Origin of the sequence: Myxococcus sp. CA023, from assembly GCF_010998615.1 — a bacterium.
Lineage (GTDB): Bacteria > Myxococcota > Myxococcia > Myxococcales > Myxococcaceae > Myxococcus.
Genome location: NZ_JAAEAH010000062.1, coordinates 1 through 22239 on the forward strand (window position 1 = coordinate 1; position 22239 = coordinate 22239).

A 22239-nucleotide genomic window follows, 5' to 3' on the forward strand; every position below is an offset into this window, starting at 1 on the left:
GCCGCGCCCCCCGTATCCGCCGTTGCGGGAATCCCCGCCCCCGACGTCTTCGGTGCTACCGCCGACACCACCGTCTTCGCGCTGGAGACGGCCGCGCTGACGATGGGCCCCCCCGGAATCATGCCGCCCACCAGGCCCGCTCCCGAGCGCACCACCTCGTTCGCCGCACGCGCCAGCACCGTGCCGAAGTCGTTCTGCGGCGTCTGACGCGGAACCGTATGGGTGATGGTCAGTGTGGGAATCCGACTGTCATTGGACACGGGCAGCCTCCTGCGGAGAGTTGCCCGGCCCTGTTTCAGCCGCCGTGCCAGGGATAACCCCCGGCAATCCCAGGCGTTGAGGCACCACGGAGGGTCCGGAAGCGCTCCGCGGACCGGGAGGAGCGTCCGGAAGGCTGGACGGCGGCCCTGGCTGGAAACTTGCGTCCGCTCCGGAGTGCCTCAGAGTTGTTGCACCCTGTCGTGTGGAGAAGAGGAGAAACCCGGTGCGGACGACCGATGGCGGCCCCCAGATTGCCGAGCGCTTTCACCCGCGCGTCGACGCCAACCTCCCCGTGAAGGTGCTCCTCAAGGGACGCTCGGTGATGGTTCGCGCCCGGGACGTGTCCATGGCGGGCCTGTTCCTGATGGCCCACCCGGCCGACACCGCACGGGAGCTCACCATCGCGGTGCCGCTGCCCGGCGACCGGGAAATCGTCACCACCTGCCAGATTCGCCGCCGCGAAGTGGACGGTGTGGCGCTGGAGTTCGGCGAGCTGGACTGGGACGACCTCATCGCCCTGGCGCGCTACCTCCACCCGCGCCTGCCCTGAAGCCCGCCTGACTCAAGGCAGCTCTGGCTTCGGCCCCGCTTCGCGCAACCGCTCCACCAGCGCCATCAGCTCGGCGCCCCGGAAGGGCTTGTGGATGTAGCCGTCCGCCCCCGCCTGGGTGGCGCTCTCCACGTCGGAGCGCTTCGCCTTCGCGGTGAGCATGTAGAGCGGCACCCCCGCGGTGACCGGGTCCCCCTTGAGGATGCGGCACACAGAGATACCGTCCAGTTGCGGCAACACCACATCCATCAGGATGAGGTGGAACGTCTGGCTCTTGGCCAGCTTCAGGCCCTCCAGCCCCGTGGCGGCGCACACCACCTCCACGGTGCCGTCACTCAGCATGGAGCGCACCAGCTCCCGGATGACCGGCTCATCCTCGACGAGAAGGATGTGGAAGGGTGCCTGGGAATTGCCAGCCATGGTTCTCCGGACGCAACACGATGCCAATGCCACCCGCCGCGCGCGGTATAGCCCTCCGGGGCGTAGCCGCACCAGGGAGGATGCAACGGATTGTGCAATGGCACCCGTCTCCCCCATACGTAAGTCGGACACACACTGGATGCCTTGCTTTTCGATTAGGAGGGCTGACAGGCGAGCGTAGCCAGGGTGGGCACGGCCCCGTCCAACACGGCCAGAAACCGGGCGCTATGATGGCCCTGGAATGGCCGCGAAACCAGAATGTCCCGAGTGCCGGGCGACAGTGGGTGGAAACGACTTCCAGTGCACGCAGTGCGGGTTGCTGCTGGACCCGCAGCAGGCCAGCGGGGAGTACGTCATCACCGAGCCCACCATCGTCCGGGCGCTGCTGTCCCCGCCTCAGCGCACGCGCACCATGGAGCTGCCAAGGCCCCCGCCCCAGCGCCCCACGCCGCATGACCTGGCCACCGCGCGCTTCACGGTGCCCATGGACGCGCACACCGTGCCGCACCTGCGCGCTGGGTTGGACATCGCGCTCCAGCCGCTCCACCCCTTCGAGGCGCACATTGCTTCGTTCATCGACGGGGACCATGCCGTGCCGGACCTGGCCCAGGCGGCACGGCTGCCCGAAATCGAGGTGAAGGTCGTCCTCAAGGCCCTGCTGGAGCGCGGCGTCGTGGAGCTGCTGGAGCGCGCGGTGGCGCTGGAGCCGAACCATCCCGTCTTCCAGCAGAACCTGCTCAAGGTGACAGGCCTCGCGGCGGCCTCCCCCGGCCCTCGCAAGGAAGAGAAGCGCGGCCTCTTCGCGCGCCTCACGGGCCGCCGGAGCTGACCGGCGCCGTGCCGGGGCTCATGTCCAGCCGCCCTCCAGCAGTTGCTCCGCCTCTTCGAGGGAGAAGGCCAGGTAGGCCTCGTGCCCCACGTTCCGGCTGCTGCGCTGGAACCGCACCGCCGCCATCGCGGAGCGCCCCACCACGCGCACCACCCGGCGAAAGCCGCGGACCCGGGCCGCTTCGACGACGCGCTCAATCTGCCCCGAGCCCGACTCCGGGAGTTCCGTCACGGCCGTCAGGTCAGACAGGATGTCGAAGCCCGGCCGGAGCCGCTCGAGCGCGCGCAGCGACGCATCGCCAATCTGGAGCGCTTCCTCCTCCGTGACGACACCCCAGAGACGGATGACCAACCGGTTCTTGCCAACGAGTGCCTCGACCGAGAACACAGGGCCACGACCTCCTGGCAATACCCGCTGTCCCTCCAGAAGCAGTCTACTCTCCGAATGGCGGACATTTCCAGGTTTTCTCGTCCCGACACTCCGCGTACGGCCTCAGATTTCGGCCACGCCTTCCCGCTCGGCCCAGCCCTCCAGGCCGTTGGGCAGACGGATACGGACGAAGCGGCCCGTCTCTTCGAGCAGGCGCACCTTGAGGCCGGCGTGCACCTCGAAGATGGAACGGGCGCCGGGCTGAGGCAGTTCGCGCGCAACCAGCGTGGGTGCCACCACCACGGCCTCGTGCACCGTGGCCCCCACGTAGGCGTGCGTGGCCACCAGCAGCCCTGACGGCACCGCCACCGCGAAGAGCAGGACCGTCAGCACGCCCACCGCCGTCCGCCGGCCCTGCCCCAGCAAGCGCCAGAGCAGCACGAGAACGAAGGCCGCCACCCAGGTGCCCAGGAAGGTCCACGCCACCACCGGGCCATCCGTGGCCGCGGCGACGCGAGGCAGGAAGGCGTCCTCGGCGGTGGCGCCCACCACCTTGTCCACCTGTCGCGCCCGGGCCACCGCGAGGTTGGCTTCCAAATCTGGGGCCTGGCCCCCTTCCTTCCGGGCCTGCTCGAGCGCCAGCACCGCGCGGCCCAGGTCGCCCTGCGCCAGGTGCGTGGTGCCCAGGTTGTAGAGCACGTCGGGGCCGCCCTGGCCGTTCGCCAGCAGCTTCTCGTAGCCCTCCTTGGCCGCCGCGTAGTCCTCATGCGCGTAGGCTTCGTTGGCCTTGAGGAAGATGTCCTGCGCCTCTTCCGGCGTGTAGTAGCCGCTCACGCCCAGCCCTCCATGGCCGCCGCGGCGGCATCCATCACCTTCTGTCGCTCGGCCGGGTCACCCCCGCCGCCATAGCGTCCGAAGTCGCACGCCTCCAGCACGAAGAGCACCTTGGCGCGCCGCTCCGCATCCGCGCCCGCCGCTGTCAGCTTCTCCGCGAGCACCTCACGGGTGAGGCCCACCACCGGCATGCCCAGCCGCGCCTCCAGGAAGCCATGCAGCGCCTTCTCCACCTCGCCGTAGAACGCCCCCACGTCCCCGCTGGACTGGAGCTTCTCCGCATCCGCCAGACGCTTGCGCGCGGCCTTCGCCTGCTGACGCCCACGCCCCGCCTCGGTGCGCAGCGCCAGCCGCCCGCGCACGCCGCCAATCAGCGCCACGCCCAACAGCAGCCCCAGCGGGGCCAGCACCGTCGGGACAAAGAAGCCTCGCTTCCACACGGGCACGCCCGGCGCCTCGAATTGGGCCTGGTAGCGCACCGGCCGCAGACCTCCCGCCGTCAGCACGTTCTTCTGCTCGTTGGCCTGGTCCGACGAAGACTGCGGCGACGCCGAGGCGATGGACGATGCTCCGCCCGCGCCCGCCTCCACCGTAATCGTCACCGGGTCGGTGCGCGCCACCTCGTACTTACGAGCGCGCGGGTCGAAGTAGGTGAACTCCAGCGCGGGCAACGTGAAGCTGCCCGTGCGCTGCGGCATCACCAGGTACTCCATCACCCGCCGGCCCTGCACACGGTGGCGCTGCGGCGACACCTTGTCCGTCGTGGTGGGGTCATAAATCTTGAGCGCGGCGGGGCCCTTCAGCGCGGGGGGCGTGACGTTCTTCACGTTGCCCACCCCTTCCAGGCCGACCTTCACCGTGATGGGCTGGCCCAGCTCCACGCGCGTCTGGGATACGTCCATGGACAGCCGCCAGTTGCCCACGTGCGCGTTGGGCATGTCCTCCGGCCCACCGGGCGGCAGCGGCTTCACCTTCACCTTGAGCGCGTTGGACACCCGGTGCACGCGGTGGCCAGCGAAGAGGAAGCCGGTGGTGATGTCCGCCTCCGCGGGGGTGATGGACAGCGTGCCGGACTTCACCGGGAAGATGGCGCGGCGGCGCAGCAGGTAGGCGCGGTACGGAATGCCGTCCACCACGCGCTGCTCGCCCGACAGCTGCGTGGGGCTCTCCACCTCTTCCGTCCAGAAGCCCTCCAGCTTGGGCATGGTGACGGCGTCCACGCTGGACAGGTCCACGCGCGAATAGATGTAGAGCGACAGCGTCACCTGCTCGCCCACGTATACGTTGTCCCGGTCCAGGCTGGCGCGCAGGAAGAGGTCGGAGTCCCCACGGGGAATCGTGGGCCGGTCCGGCTCCATCATGTCGCCGAAGGCCTCTTCCATCTGCTGCATCTGCGACTGGATGCTGGAGAAGGGGTCCGGCTGCCGGCCACTCCCGCGCCCCGCCGGCCCGGACGACGGCGCACCGCCCACCCGGCCGGCATTCACCGTCAACTCCACGGGCTGCGTGCGGTACGTCTTGCCGCGCACCGTGATTTGCGACGGTGGAATCTTGAGCCGCCCCGCGCGCGTGGCCTGCATCACCAACACGTGCCGCGTGACGTCCTGGATGACGGCGGGGCCACCGCCCGACAGGGAGATGGAGCGCTGGCTGCTGCGCGAGCTGGAGAGGATGGAGAAGTCCCCCGACTCCGGCAGCTTCACCTGCGCATTGGCGGGCGCGTCCACCACCACCACCGTGAGGCGGAAGGTGTCCTCGGTGCCCACCTCCTCACGGTCCGCCGTCTGGTAGAAATCGAGGTCGTCCGAGGCCGCCCACGCTGGCGCGGTGGCCAGCAGGGCGAACACGGCGAACACCACGCCGAGGGCGCTACCAGTCCTTCTCATTCGGCTTCCTCTGCTTCTTCTTCTGCTGGAACCGCCAGAGCTGGAGGTTCTTCTCATTCTGCTTCATCGCATCCAGCAGGCGCTCCGCTTCCTGCCGATCCAGGTCCGACTGGCTGGAACCACCGTCCGCCTCGGATTCCTCCGAGTCTTCTTCTCCCGCGCTGCCGCCGTCGCTGCCACCGTCCTGGGGCTCGCCCTCTCCGTCGTCCTGTCCACCATCCACGCCGCCGTCCGCGCCCCCGTCGCCCTTGTCCGGTGGGCCCTGGTCGCCGCCGTCCGCGCCTCCGTCGGAGCCGCCGTCGCTGCCACCATCACCGTCGCCACCGTCGGCACCACCGTCCATGCCGCCATCGCTGGCGCCACCATCCGCGCCGCCGTCGGCACCGCCGTCCGAGCCACCATCGGTGCCACCGTCCTGGGGCGTGCCGCCGTCGCCCTTCGTGCCGCCGTCCTCGCCGGCATCCGGGCGCCCACCGTCACTGCCGCCGTCGTTGCCACCGTCCGTGCCGCCATCCTGGCCCTTGTCCTGCGGCGGCGGCAGGTTGCGCAACACCACCTCGTAGTTGTGGCGGGCCTGCACGTCCTGCGGGTCCAGCGTGAGCGCGCGCCGGTAGGCCTTCAGTGCTTCCTGCCGGTCTCCGGTGGTCGCATGCAGGTTGCCCAGGTTGTACCAGGCCTTCTGCCGGAGGTCGGCGCGGTTGGACTCCGTCACCGACTGGAACAGCGCCTTCGCATCGGCGATACGCCCCAGCTTGGCCATCGCGTCCGCGCGATTGAAGTCCACCGTGACGTCGTTGGGGCGCTCCTTCTTCGCGGCCTCGAACGCCTCCAGCGATTCCTCGAAACGACCCGCCGTGTACGCCTCGCGGCCCTGCTCCACCAGCGGGTGGTCCCGCTCCAGCGGCCCCGCGGCCCACACGGGCGACGGCAGCGCCAGCGACGTCACCAGGCCCCACGTCAGCCACCGCGCCGCGCGCGTCCTCGCGGCGCTCATGGTGACGGCCTCCGGCGCGATGACGGCAGCAACAACATGCCCAGCGCCAGCAAGGCCAGCCCCGGAATGGCGAACGACTGGAAGCGCTCGTCGTAGCGGACCGTCACCCGGCTCTCCAGCTCACTCTTCTGCATCTGGTCGATGCGCTCCACCACCTGCGACATGGCCACGCCACGGGGCTGGAAATAGAAGGTGCCCCCGGTGGCCTCGGCGATGGCCGTCAGCCCCGCCCGGTCCAACCGCGTAATCACCGTCTCCCCCGCGGCGTCCTTCTTGTAGTCCACGAACGCGCCGCGCCGGTCGAAGACGGGGATGGGCTCACCGGACTCCGAGCCCACGCCCACCGCCAGCACCTGCACGCCCGCATCCTTCAGCGCCTCGGTGGCCTCCGCCACGTCGCCTACCAGGTCCTCGCCGTCCGTCAGCAGGACGACCACGCGCTCCTTCGAGCCGCGGTCCGCGTTCTCCAGCACCTGCCGCGACAGCCGCAGCGCCGCGCCCACGTTGGTGCCGCCCTGGGGCATCACCTCCGGGTCCACCGCGCGCAAGAACAACTTCACCGCCGAGTAGTCCGACGTGAGCGGGGACTGGATGAACGCATCGCCCGCGAACACCACCAGGCCCACGCGGTCGCCCTTCAGCTCGTCCAGCAGCGTGGTCAGCTCCAGCTTCGCGCGCTCCAGGCGGCTGGGCTGGATATCCCGCGCCAGCATGGACTTGGAGGCATCCAGCGCCACCACCACGTCGATGCCGCGCCGCTTCGTCAGCTCGCTCTTGGTGCCACACTGCGGCTGCGCCAGCGCGAAGCCGAAGAGCGCCAACCCCAGGCCGTACAACCCGCCCTGCGTGGCCGGACGCCACACCGACACGCCCGGCGTGAAGCGCTCCGCGTGGCGTTCATGCAGCAGCGCCCGCACGCGCGAGCGGCGCCGCAGCGCCCCCACCAGCGCGAGCAAGCCCAGCGTCATGCCCGCGAGCACGAACAGCAGGAAGAGGGGCTGCGCGAGCCCCGCTTGGTAACCGAGCACGGTGAAGCGCCAGGGTTCCACGGGCGTCACGGGAAGACCCTCAGGAAGGAGGCGCGCAGGAGCAGCTCCAGCGCGGCGAGGCCGAAGGCGGCCAGGAGGAAGGGATGGAACTCCTCGCGGTAGGTGGCGCTGGCGCCGCCCTCCATCAGCTTCGAGCGCTCCAACGAATCGAGCACCTTCTGGAGTCCCTCTCGCAACTGCTCGGGGTCCGTGGCGCGGTAGTACTCGCCGCCGGTGCGGTCCGCGATGTCCTGCATCAGCTCCGGGTTGATGGGAATCTCCGTGTCGCGCCACACGGTGTTGCCGAACAGGTCCGTGCCCTGCGGGAAGGGCACCTTGCCGCCCTTGCCCACCAGAATCGTGTAGATGGGCACCTTCAGCGCCTGGGCCATGTTCGCCGAGTCCATGGGCGAAATCTTCCCGGAGTTGTTGTCGCCGTCGGTGATGAGCACCACCACCCGGCTCTTCGCCTCCGAGTCCCGCAGGCGGTTGAGGGACGTGGCCAGCGCGTCGCCAATGGCCGTGCCGTCCTCCAGCACGCGCGTGCGCAGCTGCTTCACCACTTCCTTCAGCACGCCGTAGTCCAGCGTCAGCGGCGCCTGCGTGTACGCCGCGCCCGCGAACACCACCAAGCCGATGCGGTCGTTCACCCGGTTGGCGATGAACTCGCTCAGCACTTCCTTGGCGACGTGCATGCGGTTCTGCGGACGGAAGTCACCGGCCTCCATCGACGTGGACAGGTCCAACGCCACCACGATGTCGATGCCCTCCACCGACAAGTCTCGCACGCGCGAGTCACGCACCTGCGGCCGAGCGATGGCCAGCACCGCCGCCGTCACCGCCGCCACGCGAAGCAGCGGCAGCAGCGGTAGCAGGTACGCGCGGAAGCCGCGGCCACCCCGGGCGAAGACATGCGCCGCGGAGAAGCGCAGCGTGGCGCGGGCACGCCGCTCCCGCCACGCCTGCCAGAGCAGCAGCGGCACGAGCAGCAGCCCCCAGAGCGCCTCGGGGTTATTGAACGCGGGGAGCGGCGGCATTGTCGGGAGCCTGGGGCGGCGGTGGCGGAACGTACGTCGTGTCGATGAGCGAGTAGCCGAAGGCCAGCGCGTCGCGGCAGGCGTCAGCGGAGGCATCCGCGCGTGCGTATTTCACCATGTCCGACTCGGACACGAAGCGCATCAGCTTGTCCTCCGGCAGCCCCGGCGTGGACATGCGCCGCAGCGACGCCATCAGCTCGGAGCTGGTGCACTCCAGCGCCTCGAAGCCGTAGCGCTCGCCCAGGTAGCCCCGGACGATTTCGGACAGCCGGAAGTAGAAGTCCTTCACCCGGCCGCGCGAGGGCAAATCCTCCGCCTTCAGCGCGTCCAGCGCCTTGCGCGTGCGCACGTCCAGGGGCAGCGCCGGCACCACCTCCACGTGCTTGGGCCGGTTCCTCCACCAGCGGAAAAGCACCCACGCCAGCAGCGCCGCGGCCAGCACGCCCAGCACCGTGAGCACCAGGCGCCACGAACGGATGGGCACCTCCTCCGGCGGCTTGTAGTCGAAGAGGTCCGCGCCCTGCCCCTCCGCGTCCGGCGGCAGCGTGGACGTCACGTCCACCGTGCGGCCCGGCACCGTGAACGCCTTGGGCCCCTCCGGCGTGGCCACGTCGAAGGGCAGCGCCGGCACCGCCACCGAGCCCAGGGCGAAGGCGGACATCCGCACCCGGAACGTGGTGGTCGCAGACTCCTGCCCGTCCTGGCGCTGGCGCGTCTGGTCCAGGAACTCGAAGTCCCCCGTCTCCTGGGGCACCTTCAGTTCGTAGCGGTGCTCCTTCGGATGGGTGATGACCACCTCGTAGACGAAGGGGTCACCGATGCGGACCTGCTGCGGCTCCAGCCGCACGGACAGGTTCCGCGGTTCGACCTGCTCCGTCGTCGCGGCCGCCGGTGCGGGGGCCGGAGCCTGGGCCCACGCCGGAGCCGCCACCGCCAGAGCCGTCACCACGAGCCACACCGCCAGCAGGGGGATGAGCCGGTTCATGCCGCCATCCTCCGGGCCCGCGCGCGGAAGAAGTTCGCCAACGCCTTGCCGTGGTCATCACCTGCGCGCAGCTCCACGTGGTCCAGCTCCAGCTTCTTGAACAGCTTGCGCCGCTCGTCGCGCGCGGCCTGCATGGCCCGGGCGAAGCGGCCTCGCACGCGCGGGTCGCTGGTGTCGACGACGAAGCGCTCGCCCGTCTCCGGGTCCTCCATGTCCACCAGGCCCAGCCGCGGGAAGGCCTCCTCCAACGGGTCCGCCACCACCACCGGCACCAGGTCGTGCTTGCGCCCCACCAGCCGCAGCGGCTTCTCGTAGTCGCGCGCCTGGAAGTCGGAGATGAGGAACGTCACCGCCTTCCGCTTCGCCACCCGCGTCAGGTAGTTGAGCCCCGCGGCCAGGTCCGTCCCCCGCCCCTGCGGCTGGAACGTGAGGATGTCGCTCACCAGCCGCAGCACGTGCGTGCGGCCCTTGCGCGGCGGAACCACCTTCTCCACCCGGTCCGAGAAGAGGACGAGCCCCACCCGGTCATTGTTGGCGATGGCGCTGAACGCGATCTGCGCCGCCACCTCCGCGGCGACCTCCGACTTGGTGCGCTCGCGCGAGCCGAACTCCTTCGACGCGGAGACGTCCACCACCAGCATCACCGTCAGCTCGCGCTCCTCGGTGAAGACCTTGACGTAGGCCTCATCCATGCGCGCGGTGACGTTCCAGTCGATGATGCGAATCTCGTCACCGGGCTGGTACTGGCGCACCTCGGAGAAGGCCATGCCCCGGCCCTTGAAGACCGAATGGTACTGGCCGGCAAGCATGTCGGAGACCACCTTGCGGGTGCGAATCTCCAGCTTGCGGATGCGGCGGATGAGGTCCTTGGGAAGCACGGGGCGCCTGGCGGGCTCGAGGAGGAAGGGTCAGGGGACTTCGACGCGGTCGAACACGCGCTGGATGATCTTCTCCGGCGTGAGGTCTTCCGCCTCCGCCTCGTACGTCATGGCGACGCGGTGGCGGAGCACGTCGAAAGCAATGGCCTTCACGTCTTCGGGGGTGACGAAGCCGCGGTGGCGCAGGAAGGCATGCGCGCGCGCCGCCTGGGCCAGCGCGATGGTGGCGCGCGGCGAGGCGCCAAACTGGATGTAGTCCGCCAAATCCTTGAGGCCGTACTTGCTGGGCTCGCGCGTGGCGAACACCACGCTGAGGATGTACTCCTTCACCTTCTCGTCCATGTAGATGTGGTGGACGAGCTCGCGAGCACGGACCAGGTGCTGCAGGTCGATGACCCGCTGGGCGCGCGGCGACGAGCCGCCGGACATCCGGTCCATGATGACCTTCTCTTCGTCGCGCGTCGGGTAGCCCACCTTCACCTTGAGCATGAAGCGGTCCACCTGCGCCTCGGGCAGCGGGTAGGTGCCTTCCTGCTCGATGGGGTTCTGCGTCGCCAGCACCAGGAAGGGCGAGGGCAACGGGAAGGACTGGTCGCCGATGGTGACCTGGCGCTCGGCCATGGCCTCCAGGAGCGCGGACTGCACCTTCGCCGGGGCGCGGTTGATTTCGTCCGCGAGCACGATGTTGGCGAAGATGGGACCCTTGCGGACGGTGAAATTCGCCGCCTGCTGGTTGTAGATCATGGTGCCCACCACGTCCGCGGGCAGCAGGTCCGGGGTGAACTGGATGCGCATGAAGGTGGCGCTGAGCGAATCCGCCACGGTGCGCACCGTCAGCGTCTTGGCGAGGCCGGGCACGCCCTCCAGCAGCACGTGCCCGTTGCACAGCAGGCCGATGAGGATGCGCTCCAGCATGTAGCGCTGCCCGACGATGACCTTGCTGGTTTCCTGGTTGAGGACCTCGACGAAGCTGCTTTCCTGCTGCACGCGTTCGGTGAGCGCGCGAATGTCGGTGTTCATGTCGCCTCGTGTCGGACTGGCGGCGGGCAGCCTAGGGTTTACAGGGTATCCGGCTCAACACCGCTGAGGGCCGCGCATTCCAGTATGTTGCCCGTCCGTCCGCCCCTCCTGGAGTGTCCTCCCCATGTACCACTCACAGCCGCCACGCCAACCCCTGTTCCACTCCCGGCGGACGGCGGTGTCGAGGAAGCTGGTATGAAGGCCCCCTCGGTGGGACCGGTGGAAGCCGCGTTGCTGGCCCAGTTGGCCCCGGCGGTGGTCGCGACGGTTCACTGGTTGCCGGGCGGCGGGGCCCTCCGGGTCCTGGAGGCGGGCACAGGCCCCACGGTGGTGCTGCTCCACGGGCGCGGCGGCGCGGCCTCCCAGTGGTTCACCTACCTGACGGTCCTCGCCCGGGGCCACCGCGTGCTGGCGGTGGACCTGCCGGGCTTCGGCATGTCGTCCGCCCCCGAAGGCCCGCTGGCCACCGGCGAGGACGCGGCGGCCTTCTTCACCGCCCCCATTGAGGCGCTGCTGTCCCAGCTCGCCCCGGGCCCGGTGGCCGTGGTGGGCCACTCGCTGGGCGGGCTCGTGGCGCTGGAGCTCGCGCTGCGCGGCCGGGTACCGGTGGAGCGGCTGGCCCTGGTGGATGCCATGGGCCTGGGCCCGGAGATGGCGCGAAAAGCCCGCCTCTTCTTCCGCGCCGGTCCCGAACGGCTGGCGCGCTCGCTGGGGCCATGGGCCTGGGCCCAGCTGATGCCGCCGCCCCCGACGCCGCTGGGTGAGCGGCTGGGCGCCCTGGAGTACGAACTGCACACCCGCCCGGGCGCCAGCCCCGACGCCGCGCGGGCCTTCAACCGGCTCGTGCCCGTGGCTGGCCCTGTCTTCCATCGCGCGGAGAAGCTCGATTCCGTGACGGCGCCGGTGCTGCTCGTCTGGGGTGAACACGAGGACACGCTGCCCGTCTCCATCGCCGAGCAGGCGGCACGGCGCCTTCCCCAGGCCCGGCTCCTGCGCCTGAACGCGGGCCACAGCCCCCACCAGGAACGTCCGGAGCGCGTGCTCCCCGAATTGAAGGCGTTCCTCGCCGCGCCCCAGGAGGGTTAAACCAAGGATTGTGATTCTCGAACGGCTGCCCACGACGAGCTGCCCGCTCGCGATGGTGGCGACCGGCACCAGCGACCAGGACTCCCTTCGAGGATGTAGCCTCGGCTGGAGTTCGGGCCGCTAACTGACTGGAACTACGGCAGAGGCCGGCGGAGAAGCCAGCCGCCGCAAGGTCGCCCGGCCTTTTCCTTGGCCTCGAGTCCTGATGTGCACCCCTTCTACTTCGTGTGACGCAGCTGGGCTTCCCAGCGCCGGCGCAATGTAGAACGGCGCTCGGGGTAGAGCGCGTCGAGGAAATCCACGCTGAGCAATCGCTCCGTCCTGAAGATCCGAAAGTCCCGACGCAGCTCACACCATGCGATCAACACGCGAACGCCGGTCACGTAGCCCACGAGAATCGGCCACACCGTGCGCTTGCTCGTCGTGCCTTCCGCATCGGCGTAGTGAATGTGGAGCTTCAATTGCTTCCGCGACCACTCACGCAGTCGGCTCAGGTCGACGGTTCCGTCCGGATGCTGCTGCTTCGCCGGCGGAGTGCCCACCACCGGGTCGTCGACCAGCTCGCGCAGGTGCTTCGGTACGATGGCGGCGACCTTCGCCAACACATCTCCCGCTGCCGCCGACAACGTCCTGTCTGCGTTGGCCGCCACCCACTGTGCGCCGAGCACCACTGCCTCGATTTCGCTCGGCGTCAGCATCAACGGCGGCAGGTCGAAGCCGCGCTCGAGCACGTAGCCGACACCCGCTTCTCCTCGAATCGGCACGCGACGCGCCATCAACGCCGCGAGGTCCCGGTACACCGTGCGCTGACTCGTCTCGAGTTGCTCGGCGATCGCGCTGGCCGTCATCGGCCCCTTTGCCCGCCGCAGCACCTGCAGAATCTCGAACAGCCGGTCAGCGCGTCGCATGCGTCCTCTGCGCTATGCCATCGCGGTAAGAATAGCGCAGCTCACGAGGTTGCTGAGCAGGAAGTAGGGAGCGTTGATGACACCGTACAGAACCGGCCGCGGGATGTTCGGGTTGATGGCCACGTTGAACACCGTGGCGACGAGATAGCCGACTCCGCTGATGGCTCCGAACACGAGCGCATTCGACATCGCGTCGATGTGAAACGTTCGCAGCAGCATCGCGTTCGCCATCGTCACCACGAGTCCGCAGAGCAGGGGACCTGCGATGAAGATCGGCTCCGGCTTACGGCCCATGAGGTCGGCGCGCCCGAGCGCCAGCGCATACGGCTTCGGGATGACCCCCATGAACCACGCCGCGCCAAGCATCTGCAGCGCCACGGCCGAGAGAAGAACCGCGAACCAATTGATCGAAAGAGTGAACATCGTGTACGTCCCCGGTTGAGGTGAGACGCATGAAGTACTGCCACCCTGTTGCCACCGTGGTGGCAGCAGAGAGTCGCTTGCTTCACGCCGCCGTCGGTCACCACGTACTGGCCAACCAAGGAACGTGATTCACGAACGGCCGCCTGGCGGGCGCCCGGCAGGCAGGCGCCCGACGGCGTTCGGGTGACACGGGCTGGTCCGGTGGTCGGAGTTCGTCCTGGCGGCGCTTGTCCTGGCCTTCCTGGATGGCAACCGTCCAGCCGTGTCACCCACGGACACCGCCGCCAGGGAGGCTGCCATGAATCACAAGACGCACGAGCGCCATGACCACGTCCACGCCAAGGGCTGTGGCCATCCCGCCATCCAGCACCAGGACCACGTGGACTATCTGCACGACGGGCACCTGCACCACTCGCACTCGGACCACACGGACGAATGCACGCTCGCCGAAGACGCGCGCAATCCCGCGCAATGCACGCCGCAGCATGCCTGTGGTGCCCATGAAACCACGCACCGCCACGGCCCCTCGTGTGGCCACGCGGCCGCGCCGCACGGGAACCACATGGACTATCTCGTGGACGGCCACCTGCATCACCCGCACGACGGCCACTGCGACGACCACGGCAAGGTGCAGGTCCTGAGCTGAAGCGAAGACGTGACGGAAGACCTCTCCCCCCGAGAGGCCCCGCCCGTCTTCACGCGGGACAGAGGCGTGCCGTCTCAAGCCTGGGACGGCGCGCCGTGCTGTGCCTCGCGATCCACCAACTGCTTGCGCACCTCGTTCATGTCGAGCGCGCGCACCTGGCGGATGAGGTCATCCAGCGCGCTGGCCGGCAGCGCTCCCGCCTGTTCGAACAACATGATGCCGTCACGGAAGACCATCAGCGTGGGGATGGAGCGGATGGCGAAAGCCCCCGCGAGTTCCACCTCCGCGTCGGTGTCGAGCTTGCCGAAGACGAGGTCCGGATTCTTCGTGCTCGCCTGTTCGAACACAGGCGCGAAGGTGCGGCACGGTGCGCACCACTCGGCCCACCAGTCGAGGAGGACGATTCCCTCCTTCGAGACGATTTCCTTGAAGTTGGCTTTGGTGATGTCGATGGTTGCCATGCCCTGACACTGGGCCCTCCCCCCCGGAGGCGCCAGTGTCAGGACGTGGCCAGCCAGGCTCCCCCCAGGGCCCGACTCCCAGTCACCTTGAGCTCAGCGCGGCGGCGACCCATGACGGGTGGACCGCCGGGACAGCGGGCGGGCTCAGCCCCAGACGCTCGCCCGGCCCATGAACTGCGCCAAGTCCAGGCGGTTGGACTGCGTCTCGCGGCGGGGGGCCTTCGCCGTGAAGGACTCCAAATCCTGGAGACTGATGTGGACCTCCTTGCTGGACTTGGACTTGCTGGCACCCTGGTCCACCGAACGCAACGCCGTGGGGTGGTTGATCAGAAACTGCGCCGCCTCACGGAGCTCCTTCGGCGCGCCGCTGCTCGGGTCCGCCACGCGCTTGAGCTCCGACATGCCGATGTTGTTGTCCCCGGCGCCCTTGCCGCTGGCGTTCATGCCCACGCCCTCGGCGAAGTTGAAGTGGTCCTTGAGCGTCTGGGCCGCCTTGTAGACGTCCATGGGCTCCTGGCGGCCAGCGCCGAAGGGCGGGCGGGACAGAGGGCCGAACGAAGGGCCACACAGGTCCAGCCGAGGCGGCAGGTTGGGACGGTGCGGGTTGGGCAGGCCGCCCGGGCCACCAAGTCCGCCGCCGAAGCCGCCTCCGAACCCGGAATCGAACAACGACGGACGCTGCGGGAAGCAAGGCCGCTGCGGAGCCCCGGAGTCCGACGCATTGCCCGCGCGCGCCTGGAGGTCCGCCTTGCTCAGGTGCACCTCATTGTTGCCGCCATGGGCCTTGCTGGCGCCCTGGTCCAGCGAGCGCAGGGCGATGGGGTGGTCGAGCATCCACTTCGCGGCGGCGCGGACGTCGGGCGGGAAGCCGCTGTTCGGGTCCGCCACGCGCTTGAGCTCCGACGTCCCGATGTTGTTGTCCCCGGCGCCCTTGCCGCTGGCGTTCATGCCCACGCCCTCGATGGCGTCGAAGTGCTTGAGCACCGTCTGCGCCGCCTTGGACGGGTCCATCGACTGGTAGGCCGCCTGGTAGCGGTCCGTCGGGCCGCAGCCACGGGTGTTGCCGGAGAAGCCGCTGCACTGGATGGACTTCGCGATGGACAGGCTCATGGTCGTGACTCCTGATAGCGATTGCTACGATGGTTTGGATTGGGGGCAGGTGGCTGTTTCAGCCGAAAGCCCCGCGCGCTGACTACATGAACATTCTCCGTCGGATACGCGCGATGTTTCGTGCGGTGTTTTTGTTTGTTTTTCGCGCGCCTTAGAGGGGAACGAACACAAAGCAAAGACAAATAAGCCCACCCGCGAAGTGCCTTGCCATTCAAGGCAAGACATCGCGGGTGGGCGGCTCGGCGGTGTCGTTCTCGATGCGGACCCAGGCCATTGCAGTGGGTGTGCCATGGCCCTCCAGCGCCTCCGGAGCCGAGGCGAGGCGCGCGCTCTAGAGGAGGACGCCCGGCAAGGCGCACCGGCGGGCCTGGTAACCGCGGTTGTCAGGTGGCAACAACAGTTGTCACCCCCCCCTCCCCCGCGTGGGTGAGGTGGTAGCCTGCCCGCCGTGGCGGACCCAGGTGACATGGACACGGAGGTGGACGCGCTGGTCCAGACGGCGCCCGTCCCGGTGGCGCGGCGCGGCCCCTTGCGGTTGAAGCTGCTCGTGCTCTCCGGGGAACAGGCGGGACACAGCCACGTCCTGCGCCCGGGGATGGTCCGGCTCGGCGCGTCCTCGACGTGCGACATCGTCTTGACGGATCGCGTCGTGTCCCGGCAGCACCTCCAGTTGGAGGTGACGGACGAACGGGTGGTGGCCACCGACCTGGGCTCGCGCAACGGCTCCTTCCATGAAGGGGTGCGCTTCACCGAGTTGGAGGTGCGGCCCGGGGCGTCGCTGACGCTGGGCACCGTCGTCCTCAAGGTGGTGCCGGAGGATTCGCGGGAGCGACCTCTACCGCTGTCCTCGCGGCGGAGTTTCGGCGCGCTCGTGGGCGCCAGCGCGCGGATGCGCGAGCTGTTCACCGTCCTGGAGCGGGTGGCCGCGGGCGGTGGGGACGTGCTCGTCCAGGGCGAGACGGGGACGGGCAAGGAGCTGTGCGCCGAAGCGCTCCATCAGGAGAGCGCCCGGGGCAGCGGCCCCTTCATCATCGTGGACATCGCCGGGATTCCGCCCTCCCTGATGGAGTCGGAGCTCTTCGGGCACGTGAAGGGGGCCTTCACGGGCGCCCAGGCAGAGCGCGCCGGGGCCTTCGAACGTGCCCAGGGAGGCACCGTCTTCCTGGATGAGGTCGGCGAGCTGCCGCTGGAGCTGCAGCCTCGGCTCCTGCGCGTGCTGGAGCGCCGGCAGGTGAAGCGCGTGGGCGCCAACGACTACCACACGGTGGACATGCGCGTCGTCGCGGCCACGCACGTCGACCTGGAGCAGGCCGTGCAGCAGGGCCGGTTCCGTAAGGACCTCTATCACCGGCTGGCGGTGCTCAAGGTCGCCCCGCCGCCGCTGCGGGAGCGGGTGGAGGACCTGCCCCTGCTCATCGACGCCATGCTGGAGCGGCTGGGCCGTCCGCCCAGCGCCCTGTCCGAACAGACGCGCGCGCTGCTGGCCCAATACCCCTGGCCCGGCAACGTGCGCGAGCTGCGCAACGTCGTGGAGCAGGCCATCCACCTGGGCGAGGACACCCTGCCGCCCATGGAGGCCCCCTCCGGTTCGACCCGGTCGCCACAAGGCGCGCTCGACGCGGAGCTGCCCTTCAAGGAGGCCAAGGAGCGGCTCATCGAGGTCTTCGAGCGGGACTACCTCCAGGGCCTCATCGCGCGCTGCGACCGGAACATCTCCCGCGCGGCCCGCGAGGCAGGTATCGCCCGGGTGTACCTGCGCAAGCTGCTCACGAAGCACGGGATGATGCTCGTGGACGACGACGACTCACGGGATTGAGGGAGACGACGCATGCGACCGCCCATCCGCGCCCGACCGCTCACGAAAGAGTCCTTCGCGCCATTCGGTGACGTCATCGGAATGGAGCTCGCGGGCGGGCATAGCGCCAACCAGGGCACGGCCACGCGGTATGACCGGGTGGCGAACCTGACGGGCAGCCGGCCCCAGGCACAGCCCAACCTCGCCGTGTTCCGCTCGGTGGCGAAGGCGCTGCCCTTCGAGGTGCAGCTACTGGAGCGGCACCCGTGCTCCACGCAGATGTTCGTGGCGCTCGCGTGCCAGCGTTTCCTGGTGGTCGTCTGTCCGGACGACGCGCGCGGCGAGCCGGACCTGGACCGGCTGCAAGCATTCGTGTGCGGCCCCGGCCAGGGCGTGAATTACCGCCCCGGCCAGTGGCACCACCCCATCATCGCGCTGGATGGCCCCGCGGACCTGCTGATGCTCGCCTGGGAGGACGGCTCCGCCCTTGACTGCGAGGAGCGCCCCCTCACCACGCCCCTGCTCGTCACCAGCGGCTGAACGGCGCCACGCGCGCGTCAGTCCTTCAGGTCGTTCATGACGTGGAGGGGCTCACCAGGCTCCACGGGCTGTCCATCCAGCCCGGTGAGTTCCTTCGAGGAGATGAGCCACACGTCCAGGTCGCCATCCCGGTCGAGATTGGCAACACAGGCGGCCGTGATGGCACAGTCAGGGCACTCTCCCGAAAGGCCGACCTGCTTGGCCACGAGCACCGGCAGGTCGCCGAACTTGATGGCCTTCAATTCCGGGTTCGTCGCCACGTCCACACCCACGGCGACGGCGTCCTCCACCGCGGCGGCCCCAGCCGCGTCACGAGCATCCGCCGGCTCGACACCCGCCAGGAAGGCGAAGTGATTGCCCCGCGGAATTTCATGGTTCAACTTCGCGAAGACAGGCTCATAGGCGTCGTGCTCGGCGTAGTGAGCCAGCTGGGCGATGTACCACTGCTTCAACTGCAACTTGCACATCGCCTGCATCGCGCGGTGCTTGGAGCCCTGGAAGCCGCTGATGGCGCCAAGGCTGACGAAGAAGCACGGGATGAGCAGCAAGACGAAGCCACCCACAGCTATGAAGAGGAAGACCTGCTTCCTGCTGAGGCGAGGAGGTACGGGAGACGTGTATCCGCAAGAGCACCGGATGATTGAATCCGGCATGAGCACCGTCACGCCGGCCTTCGTGCCGCACGCCGGACACTGGATGTCTGCCATCGAAGAAGAATCCCCCCTGTGAATGTCCGCACCCCAATGCGCGGAAGGCGCGGAACCCTATCACCCCCATCTCGCCAATGAGCCATCCATTGCAACTGTTTCTTCAATAGCAGCGAGTGTCCCTTGTGCCCCATCCAATGCAGCACATGCGCGGTCCCCTCACCGCGCGGGATGCCTTCGCGGACCTGCGGATGCTCGCCTGGGAGGCTGGCTCCGCCTGGACTGTGCGGAGCCCGCTGTTCACGCCCCAGTTCGGCCCCCACGGCCGGGCCCGTCTCCGCTCAGCGCGTCTGCGGCTCGCGGCTGGACTCACGCGTCGAGTGGATGCTCTGGAAGCCCGCGATGCACAGCTCGGCGCGCAGCGGCGCGGAGTTGTAGTACGGGCCACCGTCATACGGGGTGTCGATGCCGTTGCGGCGGTCCGGGTGCGAGTAACCGGCGATGTGCATCATCTCGTGGATGAGCGTCTGGGCAATCTCCGTGTCCCCCTGAGGGAAGAGCACGCCGAAGTTGATCCAGACATCGTCTCCACCCAATTCCGCCCGCGCGTTGATGCCGGCCTCGTTCGTGCCCGAGTGACGGATGGCCTTGCGGTAGGCATTGCGCAGCGCGGACTTCTCCAGGTTGGTCAGGTGGGTGCAGGTCTGGATGGCGTCCTGCGCTGCCTCGTGGCGCCGCAGCGTCCGGGCCCAGTTGTCGCCCGTGACGGTGGCGGTGTCGGAACTGAAGCGGTCCTGCATCGCCAGCACGTCCGCGAGCACGTCCCGCGTATCGGCGTAGCCCGGACGGATGAGGTGCATGCCGTACACCCTCGTGCCGCTGTAGATGGCGGAGTGGAAGGTGGGCAGGCCCGCGGCGAAGCCGTTCGAGGAGGCGTAGTCGTTGGCGGCGCGCATCATCGCCCCGGCGTCCGTCACGTCCGGGTAGCCAATGGCCCAGCCCGGGACGTCGCGGAACTCGACGACGCTGGGGTGGAGGAAGTGGATGCCGTACTCCACGACGGAGCCGTTGAGGCCCTGCTCGAACGAGGGCAGCGCGACGCCCAACCCGTGCGCGTTGCCGTAGTCCTGCGCGCGGCGGAACAGCTCCGGGATGTTGCTCAGCGCCGTGTTGCTCAGCGAGGAGCGGGGCACCGCGAGGTAGTGCGCCACGGTGCCCGGCTTGAGCAGGATGGTGCCACGCACCACGCCCGCGCCGTAATTGGCCTCATGAAAGTTGCCGTAGCCCGCCGCGTAGCCGTGAATGCCCGCGTAGCGGTTGGCGGTACGAAAGCGGAAGTCACTGGCCGTCTCCACCGCGGACGCGGTGGTGCCCACGGCCTCCTCGGGCAGCGCCATGTCCGCCATGGCGTCGGCGTCCATCATCTCGCCTCCGCACCCCAGCAACGCCATCGACGTGGAAATGCATACACCCAGGGAGAGACGCTTCATCATCGAGCGCACGGTTGAAACCTTTCTGTGGATTGGCGGGCGAGGCGGAACGGGACTCAGGCCCGTCCATCCGTCGGTCGCTCTCAAAGTCAGATACGAAAAGCGCGGGATTTCCAGGTCGTCCTCCCACGGCGATTTCGCCGGGTGACGAAACGGAGCGTCCGCGCACCTCGAACCGCACGCGTCAGTTGTCGACGTCGTTCACGACATTCACTGGCGTGCCGGGAGGGACGGTCTCACCATCCTCGTCCTTGAGGGGCTTGGTGGAGATGAGCCAGACATCCACCGTGGCATCGATGTCGATGTCTCCCGCGCAGGCCAGGGTGACGTCACAGTCCGGACATGTGCCAGAGACCCCCACCTGCCTGGAGACCCAGCCGGGAAGGTCCGTCAGGGTGACGGCCCGGCGGCGTTCATCTCGCGAGCGGTCCACGCCGATGCCACCCGCGTCCTCCGGAACCGTCGGTGGCGTGGCCGCCTCGTCCACCGTGTCGCGCGTCACCAGCGGCCCTGGGCCCGTGAAATACGCATAGCGGTTGCCATGCTCGGGGACGAAGCCCGCCTTCAGGATGCGCGGCTCGAAGGCGCCGTGCTCAGCGTGGTGATGCCGCTGGGCCTTGTAGAGGGCGCGGAGATTGGCTTTGCACTCCGCCTGCTTGGAGCGCACTGGGAACTTCTTGTAGTTGGGAATGGCGATGGCGGTCAGGACGCCCACGCAGGGGCAAAGGAAGAGCAGCCCCAGGGACAGCGCCACGCCGCGAAGACTTCCCCAATGAGCGCGTTTCGGGACGGCCGACAGGTTCCCACACGCGCAACGGATGATGGCGCCCGGGCTTCGCCCCGATACATCCAGTTCGCTGCCACACTTCGGGCACTCCAGGTTCGTCGCCATGGCCAGGGCCCCTTGGCACCCGTGCGAGCCTCACACGAAGGCGGGCACCGTAACATGCCCCCGGGACGCCGTTCGGGCGGGCGCGGCGGACATGCCGATGGACGCACCACCCGGCCGGGCCGCTAGACTGCGCCCGTGCTGAAACCCTTGCTCGACCTTGACGCGACGCCTGAACGACTCCGGGCACTCGCGGACGCTGGCGTCCTGACGCCGACCACCCTGGAGCGCGCGCTGCACCTGTCCGTGGCCACCCCGCCGCGGCAGGACTGGCGGCGCTTCCTGTCCACCACGCTGATGGGCCTGGGCGTGCTGCTGGTGCTCGCGGGCGTCATCTACTTCTTCGCATACAACTGGGCGGACATGCACCGCTTCGCGAAGCTGGGCCTCATCGCGGCGGCCATCACCGGCGCGACGGTGGGCGCCTGGAGGCAAGGCGCGACGCTGGGAGGCCAGCTGTCACTGTTCGCGGCCTCCGTCCTCGTAGGCGCGCTGCTGGCCGTGTACGGACAGGCGTATCAGACGGGCGCAGACCCGTATGAGCTGTTCATCGGCTGGGCCGTGCTCATCCTTCCCTGGGTGGCGGTGTCCCGTTTCGCGCCCCTGGGGCTGCTCGCGCTGGTGCTGGTCAACACCGGCATCCTCCTCTTCTGGGAGCAGGTGCTGGATACGGAGCTGGACCAGACCTACTGGCTGGCGGTGGTGCTGGGCGGGCTCAACGGCTTCACCTGGGCCACCTACGAGCACTTCGCCAACCTGCGCGTGTCCTGGCTCCAGGCGCGCTGGGTGCCTCGGGTGCTGGCGGTGATGGCGGTGGCCCCGGTGCTCATCGCCTCGGTGCCATTCATCATGCACCCGGCGCGAGCCCCCACCGGCGCCGTGGTGGCGCTCCTCCTGGTGCTGGCCTCGCTCGCGGCCGAGTACGCCCTGCACCGACACCTGAAGGGCGAGCTGTTCATGCTCACGCTCGGCGCGGTGAGCGTGATGACGCTCCTGACCTCCGGCGCCGTCAGCATCGTCTTCGACTCCTACCAGGACGTGGAAGTCCTGGGCCTCTTCGTGCTGCCGCTCTTCGTCATCGCCCAGGTGGCGCTCGCGGTGTGGTGGCTGCGGCACGAAGCCCGCGTCACCGGCGCCACGGAGGAGTCCTGAC

General features: G+C 68.9%; 24 protein-coding genes and 1 pseudogene. 7 read left to right on the forward strand and 18 right to left on the reverse strand.

Features of this window, described 5'->3' with window-relative positions:
• Positions 1-260: pseudogene (locus tag F8M74_RS25365) on the reverse strand (hypothetical protein); the annotation flags it as partial.
• A gap of 224 nt (positions 261-484) precedes the next feature.
• Between F8M74_RS25365 and F8M74_RS25370 the strand changes: the two are divergent.
• Positions 485-811, forward strand: coding sequence for a PilZ domain-containing protein (locus tag F8M74_RS25370; protein ID WP_026113775.1), 327 nt, complete (start codon positions 485-487; stop codon positions 809-811).
• Between the two features lie 12 nt (positions 812-823).
• Here the strand turns inward: F8M74_RS25370 and F8M74_RS25375 are convergent, their stop codons facing one another.
• Positions 824-1231: a response regulator gene (locus F8M74_RS25375; RefSeq protein WP_141259161.1), complete on the reverse strand. Its 408-nt coding sequence runs from the start codon at positions 1229-1231 to the stop codon at positions 824-826.
• Between the two features lie 241 nt (positions 1232-1472).
• Here F8M74_RS25375 and F8M74_RS25380 point away from each other — a divergent pair, with 241 nt between their 5' ends.
• Positions 1473-2060, forward strand: coding sequence for a hypothetical protein (locus F8M74_RS25380; protein ID WP_240462305.1), 588 nt, complete (start codon positions 1473-1475; stop codon positions 2058-2060).
• Between the two features lie 18 nt (positions 2061-2078).
• Here the strand turns inward: F8M74_RS25380 and F8M74_RS25385 are convergent, their stop codons facing one another.
• From F8M74_RS25385 to F8M74_RS25425, 9 genes are all read right to left on the reverse strand, one after another.
• Positions 2079-2447: a hypothetical protein gene (locus F8M74_RS25385; RefSeq protein ID WP_228560315.1), complete on the reverse strand. Its 369-nt coding sequence runs from the start codon at positions 2445-2447 to the stop codon at positions 2079-2081.
• A gap of 105 nt (positions 2448-2552) precedes the next feature.
• Positions 2553-3263: a tetratricopeptide repeat protein gene (locus F8M74_RS25390; RefSeq protein ID WP_141254949.1), complete on the reverse strand. Its 711-nt coding sequence runs from the start codon at positions 3261-3263 to the stop codon at positions 2553-2555.
• Positions 3260-5149 (reverse strand): BatD family protein, encoded by a 1890-nt coding sequence (locus F8M74_RS25395; RefSeq protein WP_141254950.1) that lies wholly within the window; start codon positions 5147-5149, stop codon positions 3260-3262. The genes F8M74_RS25390 and F8M74_RS25395 overlap by 4 nt, the downstream gene beginning before the upstream one ends.
• Entirely contained in the window at positions 5133-6143 is a 1011-nt protein-coding gene (locus F8M74_RS25400) for a tetratricopeptide repeat protein (RefSeq protein ID WP_141254951.1), read from the reverse strand. The genes F8M74_RS25395 and F8M74_RS25400 overlap by 17 nt, the downstream gene beginning before the upstream one ends.
• On the reverse strand, positions 6140-7201 hold the full coding sequence (locus F8M74_RS25405) for a VWA domain-containing protein (protein WP_090490234.1): 1062 nt from the start codon (positions 7199-7201) through the stop codon (positions 6140-6142). Before F8M74_RS25405 ends, F8M74_RS25400 begins: the two co-directional genes overlap by 4 nt.
• Positions 7198-8208 carry a VWA domain-containing protein gene (locus F8M74_RS25410; RefSeq protein ID WP_011555616.1) on the reverse strand — a complete coding sequence of 337 codons (1011 nt, stop codon included), beginning with the start codon at positions 8206-8208 and terminating at the stop codon, positions 7198-7200. Before F8M74_RS25410 ends, F8M74_RS25405 begins: the two co-directional genes overlap by 4 nt.
• Positions 8183-9193 (reverse strand): hypothetical protein, encoded by a 1011-nt coding sequence (locus tag F8M74_RS25415; protein ID WP_141254952.1) that lies wholly within the window; start codon positions 9191-9193, stop codon positions 8183-8185. Before F8M74_RS25415 ends, F8M74_RS25410 begins: the two co-directional genes overlap by 26 nt.
• The gene (locus F8M74_RS25420; protein ID WP_141254953.1) at positions 9190-10071 is read right to left on the reverse strand and encodes a DUF58 domain-containing protein; all 882 of its coding nucleotides are present in this window, start codon (positions 10069-10071) and stop codon (positions 9190-9192) included. The genes F8M74_RS25415 and F8M74_RS25420 overlap by 4 nt, the downstream gene beginning before the upstream one ends.
• 30 nt (positions 10072-10101) lie before the next feature.
• Positions 10102-11091 (reverse strand): MoxR family ATPase, encoded by a 990-nt coding sequence (locus F8M74_RS25425; protein ID WP_141254954.1) that lies wholly within the window; start codon positions 11089-11091, stop codon positions 10102-10104.
• Between the two features lie 195 nt (positions 11092-11286).
• Between F8M74_RS25425 and F8M74_RS25430 the strand changes: the two genes are divergently transcribed.
• Positions 11287-12177: an alpha/beta fold hydrolase gene (locus tag F8M74_RS25430; protein WP_141254955.1), complete on the forward strand. Its 891-nt coding sequence runs from the start codon at positions 11287-11289 to the stop codon at positions 12175-12177.
• 218 nt (positions 12178-12395) lie between these two features.
• On the opposite strand, the gene F8M74_RS25435 is transcribed toward F8M74_RS25430, so the two are convergent.
• Together F8M74_RS25435 and F8M74_RS25440 are read right to left on the reverse strand one after the other, a co-directional pair.
• Positions 12396-13085 carry a YafY family protein gene (locus tag F8M74_RS25435; RefSeq protein WP_141254956.1) on the reverse strand — a complete coding sequence of 230 codons (690 nt, stop codon included), beginning with the start codon at positions 13083-13085 and terminating at the stop codon, positions 12396-12398.
• A 12-nt stretch (positions 13086-13097) separates the two neighbouring features.
• A complete protein-coding gene (locus F8M74_RS25440; protein WP_141254957.1) occupies positions 13098-13508 on the reverse strand; it encodes a DUF1761 domain-containing protein in 411 nt (136 codons plus the stop codon).
• A gap of 298 nt (positions 13509-13806) precedes the next feature.
• Here F8M74_RS25440 and F8M74_RS25445 point away from each other — a divergent pair, with 298 nt between their 5' ends.
• Positions 13807-14154, forward strand: a complete 348-nt coding sequence (locus F8M74_RS25445; RefSeq protein WP_171410249.1) for a hypothetical protein — start codon at positions 13807-13809, stop codon at positions 14152-14154.
• Positions 14155-14228: 74 nt separating this feature from the next.
• Here the strand turns inward: F8M74_RS25445 and trxA are convergent, their stop codons facing one another.
• Both trxA and F8M74_RS25455 read right to left on the reverse strand, forming a co-directional pair.
• Positions 14229-14615 carry a thioredoxin gene (gene trxA / locus F8M74_RS25450; RefSeq protein ID WP_141254959.1) on the reverse strand — a complete coding sequence of 129 codons (387 nt, stop codon included), beginning with the start codon at positions 14613-14615 and terminating at the stop codon, positions 14229-14231.
• 144 nt (positions 14616-14759) lie between these two features.
• Positions 14760-15725, reverse strand: a complete 966-nt coding sequence (locus tag F8M74_RS25455; RefSeq protein ID WP_141254960.1) for a hypothetical protein — start codon at positions 15723-15725, stop codon at positions 14760-14762.
• A 466-nt stretch (positions 15726-16191) separates the two neighbouring features.
• On the opposite strand from F8M74_RS25455, the gene F8M74_RS25460 reads away from it, so the two are divergent.
• Positions 16192-17541 (forward strand): sigma 54-interacting transcriptional regulator, encoded by a 1350-nt coding sequence (locus F8M74_RS25460; protein ID WP_141254989.1) that lies wholly within the window; start codon positions 16192-16194, stop codon positions 17539-17541.
• 12 nt (positions 17542-17553) lie between these two features.
• On the forward strand, positions 17554-18060 hold the full coding sequence (locus F8M74_RS25465) for an ureidoglycolate lyase (protein WP_141254961.1): 507 nt from the start codon (positions 17554-17556) through the stop codon (positions 18058-18060).
• A gap of 17 nt (positions 18061-18077) precedes the next feature.
• On the opposite strand, the gene F8M74_RS25470 is transcribed toward F8M74_RS25465, so the two are convergent.
• The 3 genes from F8M74_RS25470 to F8M74_RS25480 all read right to left on the reverse strand — a co-directional run bounded on the left by F8M74_RS25470 (position 18078) and on the right by F8M74_RS25480 (position 21089).
• Positions 18078-18623: a hypothetical protein gene (locus F8M74_RS25470; protein WP_228560317.1), complete on the reverse strand. Its 546-nt coding sequence runs from the start codon at positions 18621-18623 to the stop codon at positions 18078-18080.
• Positions 18624-19048: 425 nt separating this feature from the next.
• Positions 19049-20200 carry a hypothetical protein gene (locus tag F8M74_RS25475; RefSeq protein ID WP_228560319.1) on the reverse strand — a complete coding sequence of 384 codons (1152 nt, stop codon included), beginning with the start codon at positions 20198-20200 and terminating at the stop codon, positions 19049-19051.
• A gap of 181 nt (positions 20201-20381) precedes the next feature.
• Positions 20382-21089, reverse strand: coding sequence for a fimbrial protein (locus F8M74_RS25480; RefSeq protein WP_141254962.1), 708 nt, complete (start codon positions 21087-21089; stop codon positions 20382-20384).
• Positions 21090-21224: 135 nt separating this feature from the next.
• Between F8M74_RS25480 and F8M74_RS25485 the strand changes: the two genes are divergently transcribed.
• Positions 21225-22238: a DUF2157 domain-containing protein gene (locus F8M74_RS25485; RefSeq protein ID WP_141254963.1), complete on the forward strand. Its 1014-nt coding sequence runs from the start codon at positions 21225-21227 to the stop codon at positions 22236-22238.
• Position 22239 lies beyond the last annotated feature (1 nt).

Excerpts from the sequence above, each read along its gene's own strand:
- F8M74_RS25375 (WP_141259161.1), bottom strand. The coding sequence starts at position 1,231 with ATGGCTGGCAATTCCCAGGCACCCTTCCACATCCTTCTCGTCGAGGAT.
- F8M74_RS25380 (WP_240462305.1), top strand. The coding sequence starts at position 1,473 with ATGGCCGCGAAACCAGAATGTCCCGAGTGCCGGGCGACAGTGGGTGGA.
- F8M74_RS25395 (WP_141254950.1), bottom strand. The coding sequence starts at position 5,149 with ATGAGAAGGACTGGTAGCGCCCTCGGCGTGGTGTTCGCCGTGTTCGCC.
- F8M74_RS25400 (WP_141254951.1), bottom strand. The coding sequence starts at position 6,143 with ATGAGCGCCGCGAGGACGCGCGCGGCGCGGTGGCTGACGTGGGGCCTG.
- F8M74_RS25410 (WP_011555616.1), bottom strand. The coding sequence starts at position 8,208 with ATGCCGCCGCTCCCCGCGTTCAATAACCCCGAGGCGCTCTGGGGGCTG.
- F8M74_RS25415 (WP_141254952.1), bottom strand. The coding sequence starts at position 9,193 with ATGAACCGGCTCATCCCCCTGCTGGCGGTGTGGCTCGTGGTGACGGCT.
- F8M74_RS25425 (WP_141254954.1), bottom strand. The coding sequence starts at position 11,091 with ATGAACACCGACATTCGCGCGCTCACCGAACGCGTGCAGCAGGAAAGC.
- F8M74_RS25430 (WP_141254955.1), top strand. The coding sequence starts at position 11,287 with ATGAAGGCCCCCTCGGTGGGACCGGTGGAAGCCGCGTTGCTGGCCCAG.
- F8M74_RS25435 (WP_141254956.1), bottom strand. The coding sequence starts at position 13,085 with ATGCGACGCGCTGACCGGCTGTTCGAGATTCTGCAGGTGCTGCGGCGG.
- F8M74_RS25440 (WP_141254957.1), bottom strand. The coding sequence starts at position 13,508 with ATGTTCACTCTTTCGATCAATTGGTTCGCGGTTCTTCTCTCGGCCGTG.
- F8M74_RS25445 (WP_171410249.1), top strand. The coding sequence starts at position 13,807 with ATGAATCACAAGACGCACGAGCGCCATGACCACGTCCACGCCAAGGGC.
- trxA (WP_141254959.1), bottom strand. The coding sequence starts at position 14,615 with ATGGCAACCATCGACATCACCAAAGCCAACTTCAAGGAAATCGTCTCG.
- F8M74_RS25455 (WP_141254960.1), bottom strand. The coding sequence starts at position 15,725 with ATGAGCCTGTCCATCGCGAAGTCCATCCAGTGCAGCGGCTTCTCCGGC.
- F8M74_RS25460 (WP_141254989.1), top strand. The coding sequence starts at position 16,192 with ATGGACACGGAGGTGGACGCGCTGGTCCAGACGGCGCCCGTCCCGGTG.
- F8M74_RS25465 (WP_141254961.1), top strand. The coding sequence starts at position 17,554 with ATGCGACCGCCCATCCGCGCCCGACCGCTCACGAAAGAGTCCTTCGCG.
- F8M74_RS25475 (WP_228560319.1), bottom strand. The coding sequence starts at position 20,200 with ATGATGAAGCGTCTCTCCCTGGGTGTATGCATTTCCACGTCGATGGCG.
- F8M74_RS25480 (WP_141254962.1), bottom strand. The coding sequence starts at position 21,089 with ATGGCGACGAACCTGGAGTGCCCGAAGTGTGGCAGCGAACTGGATGTA.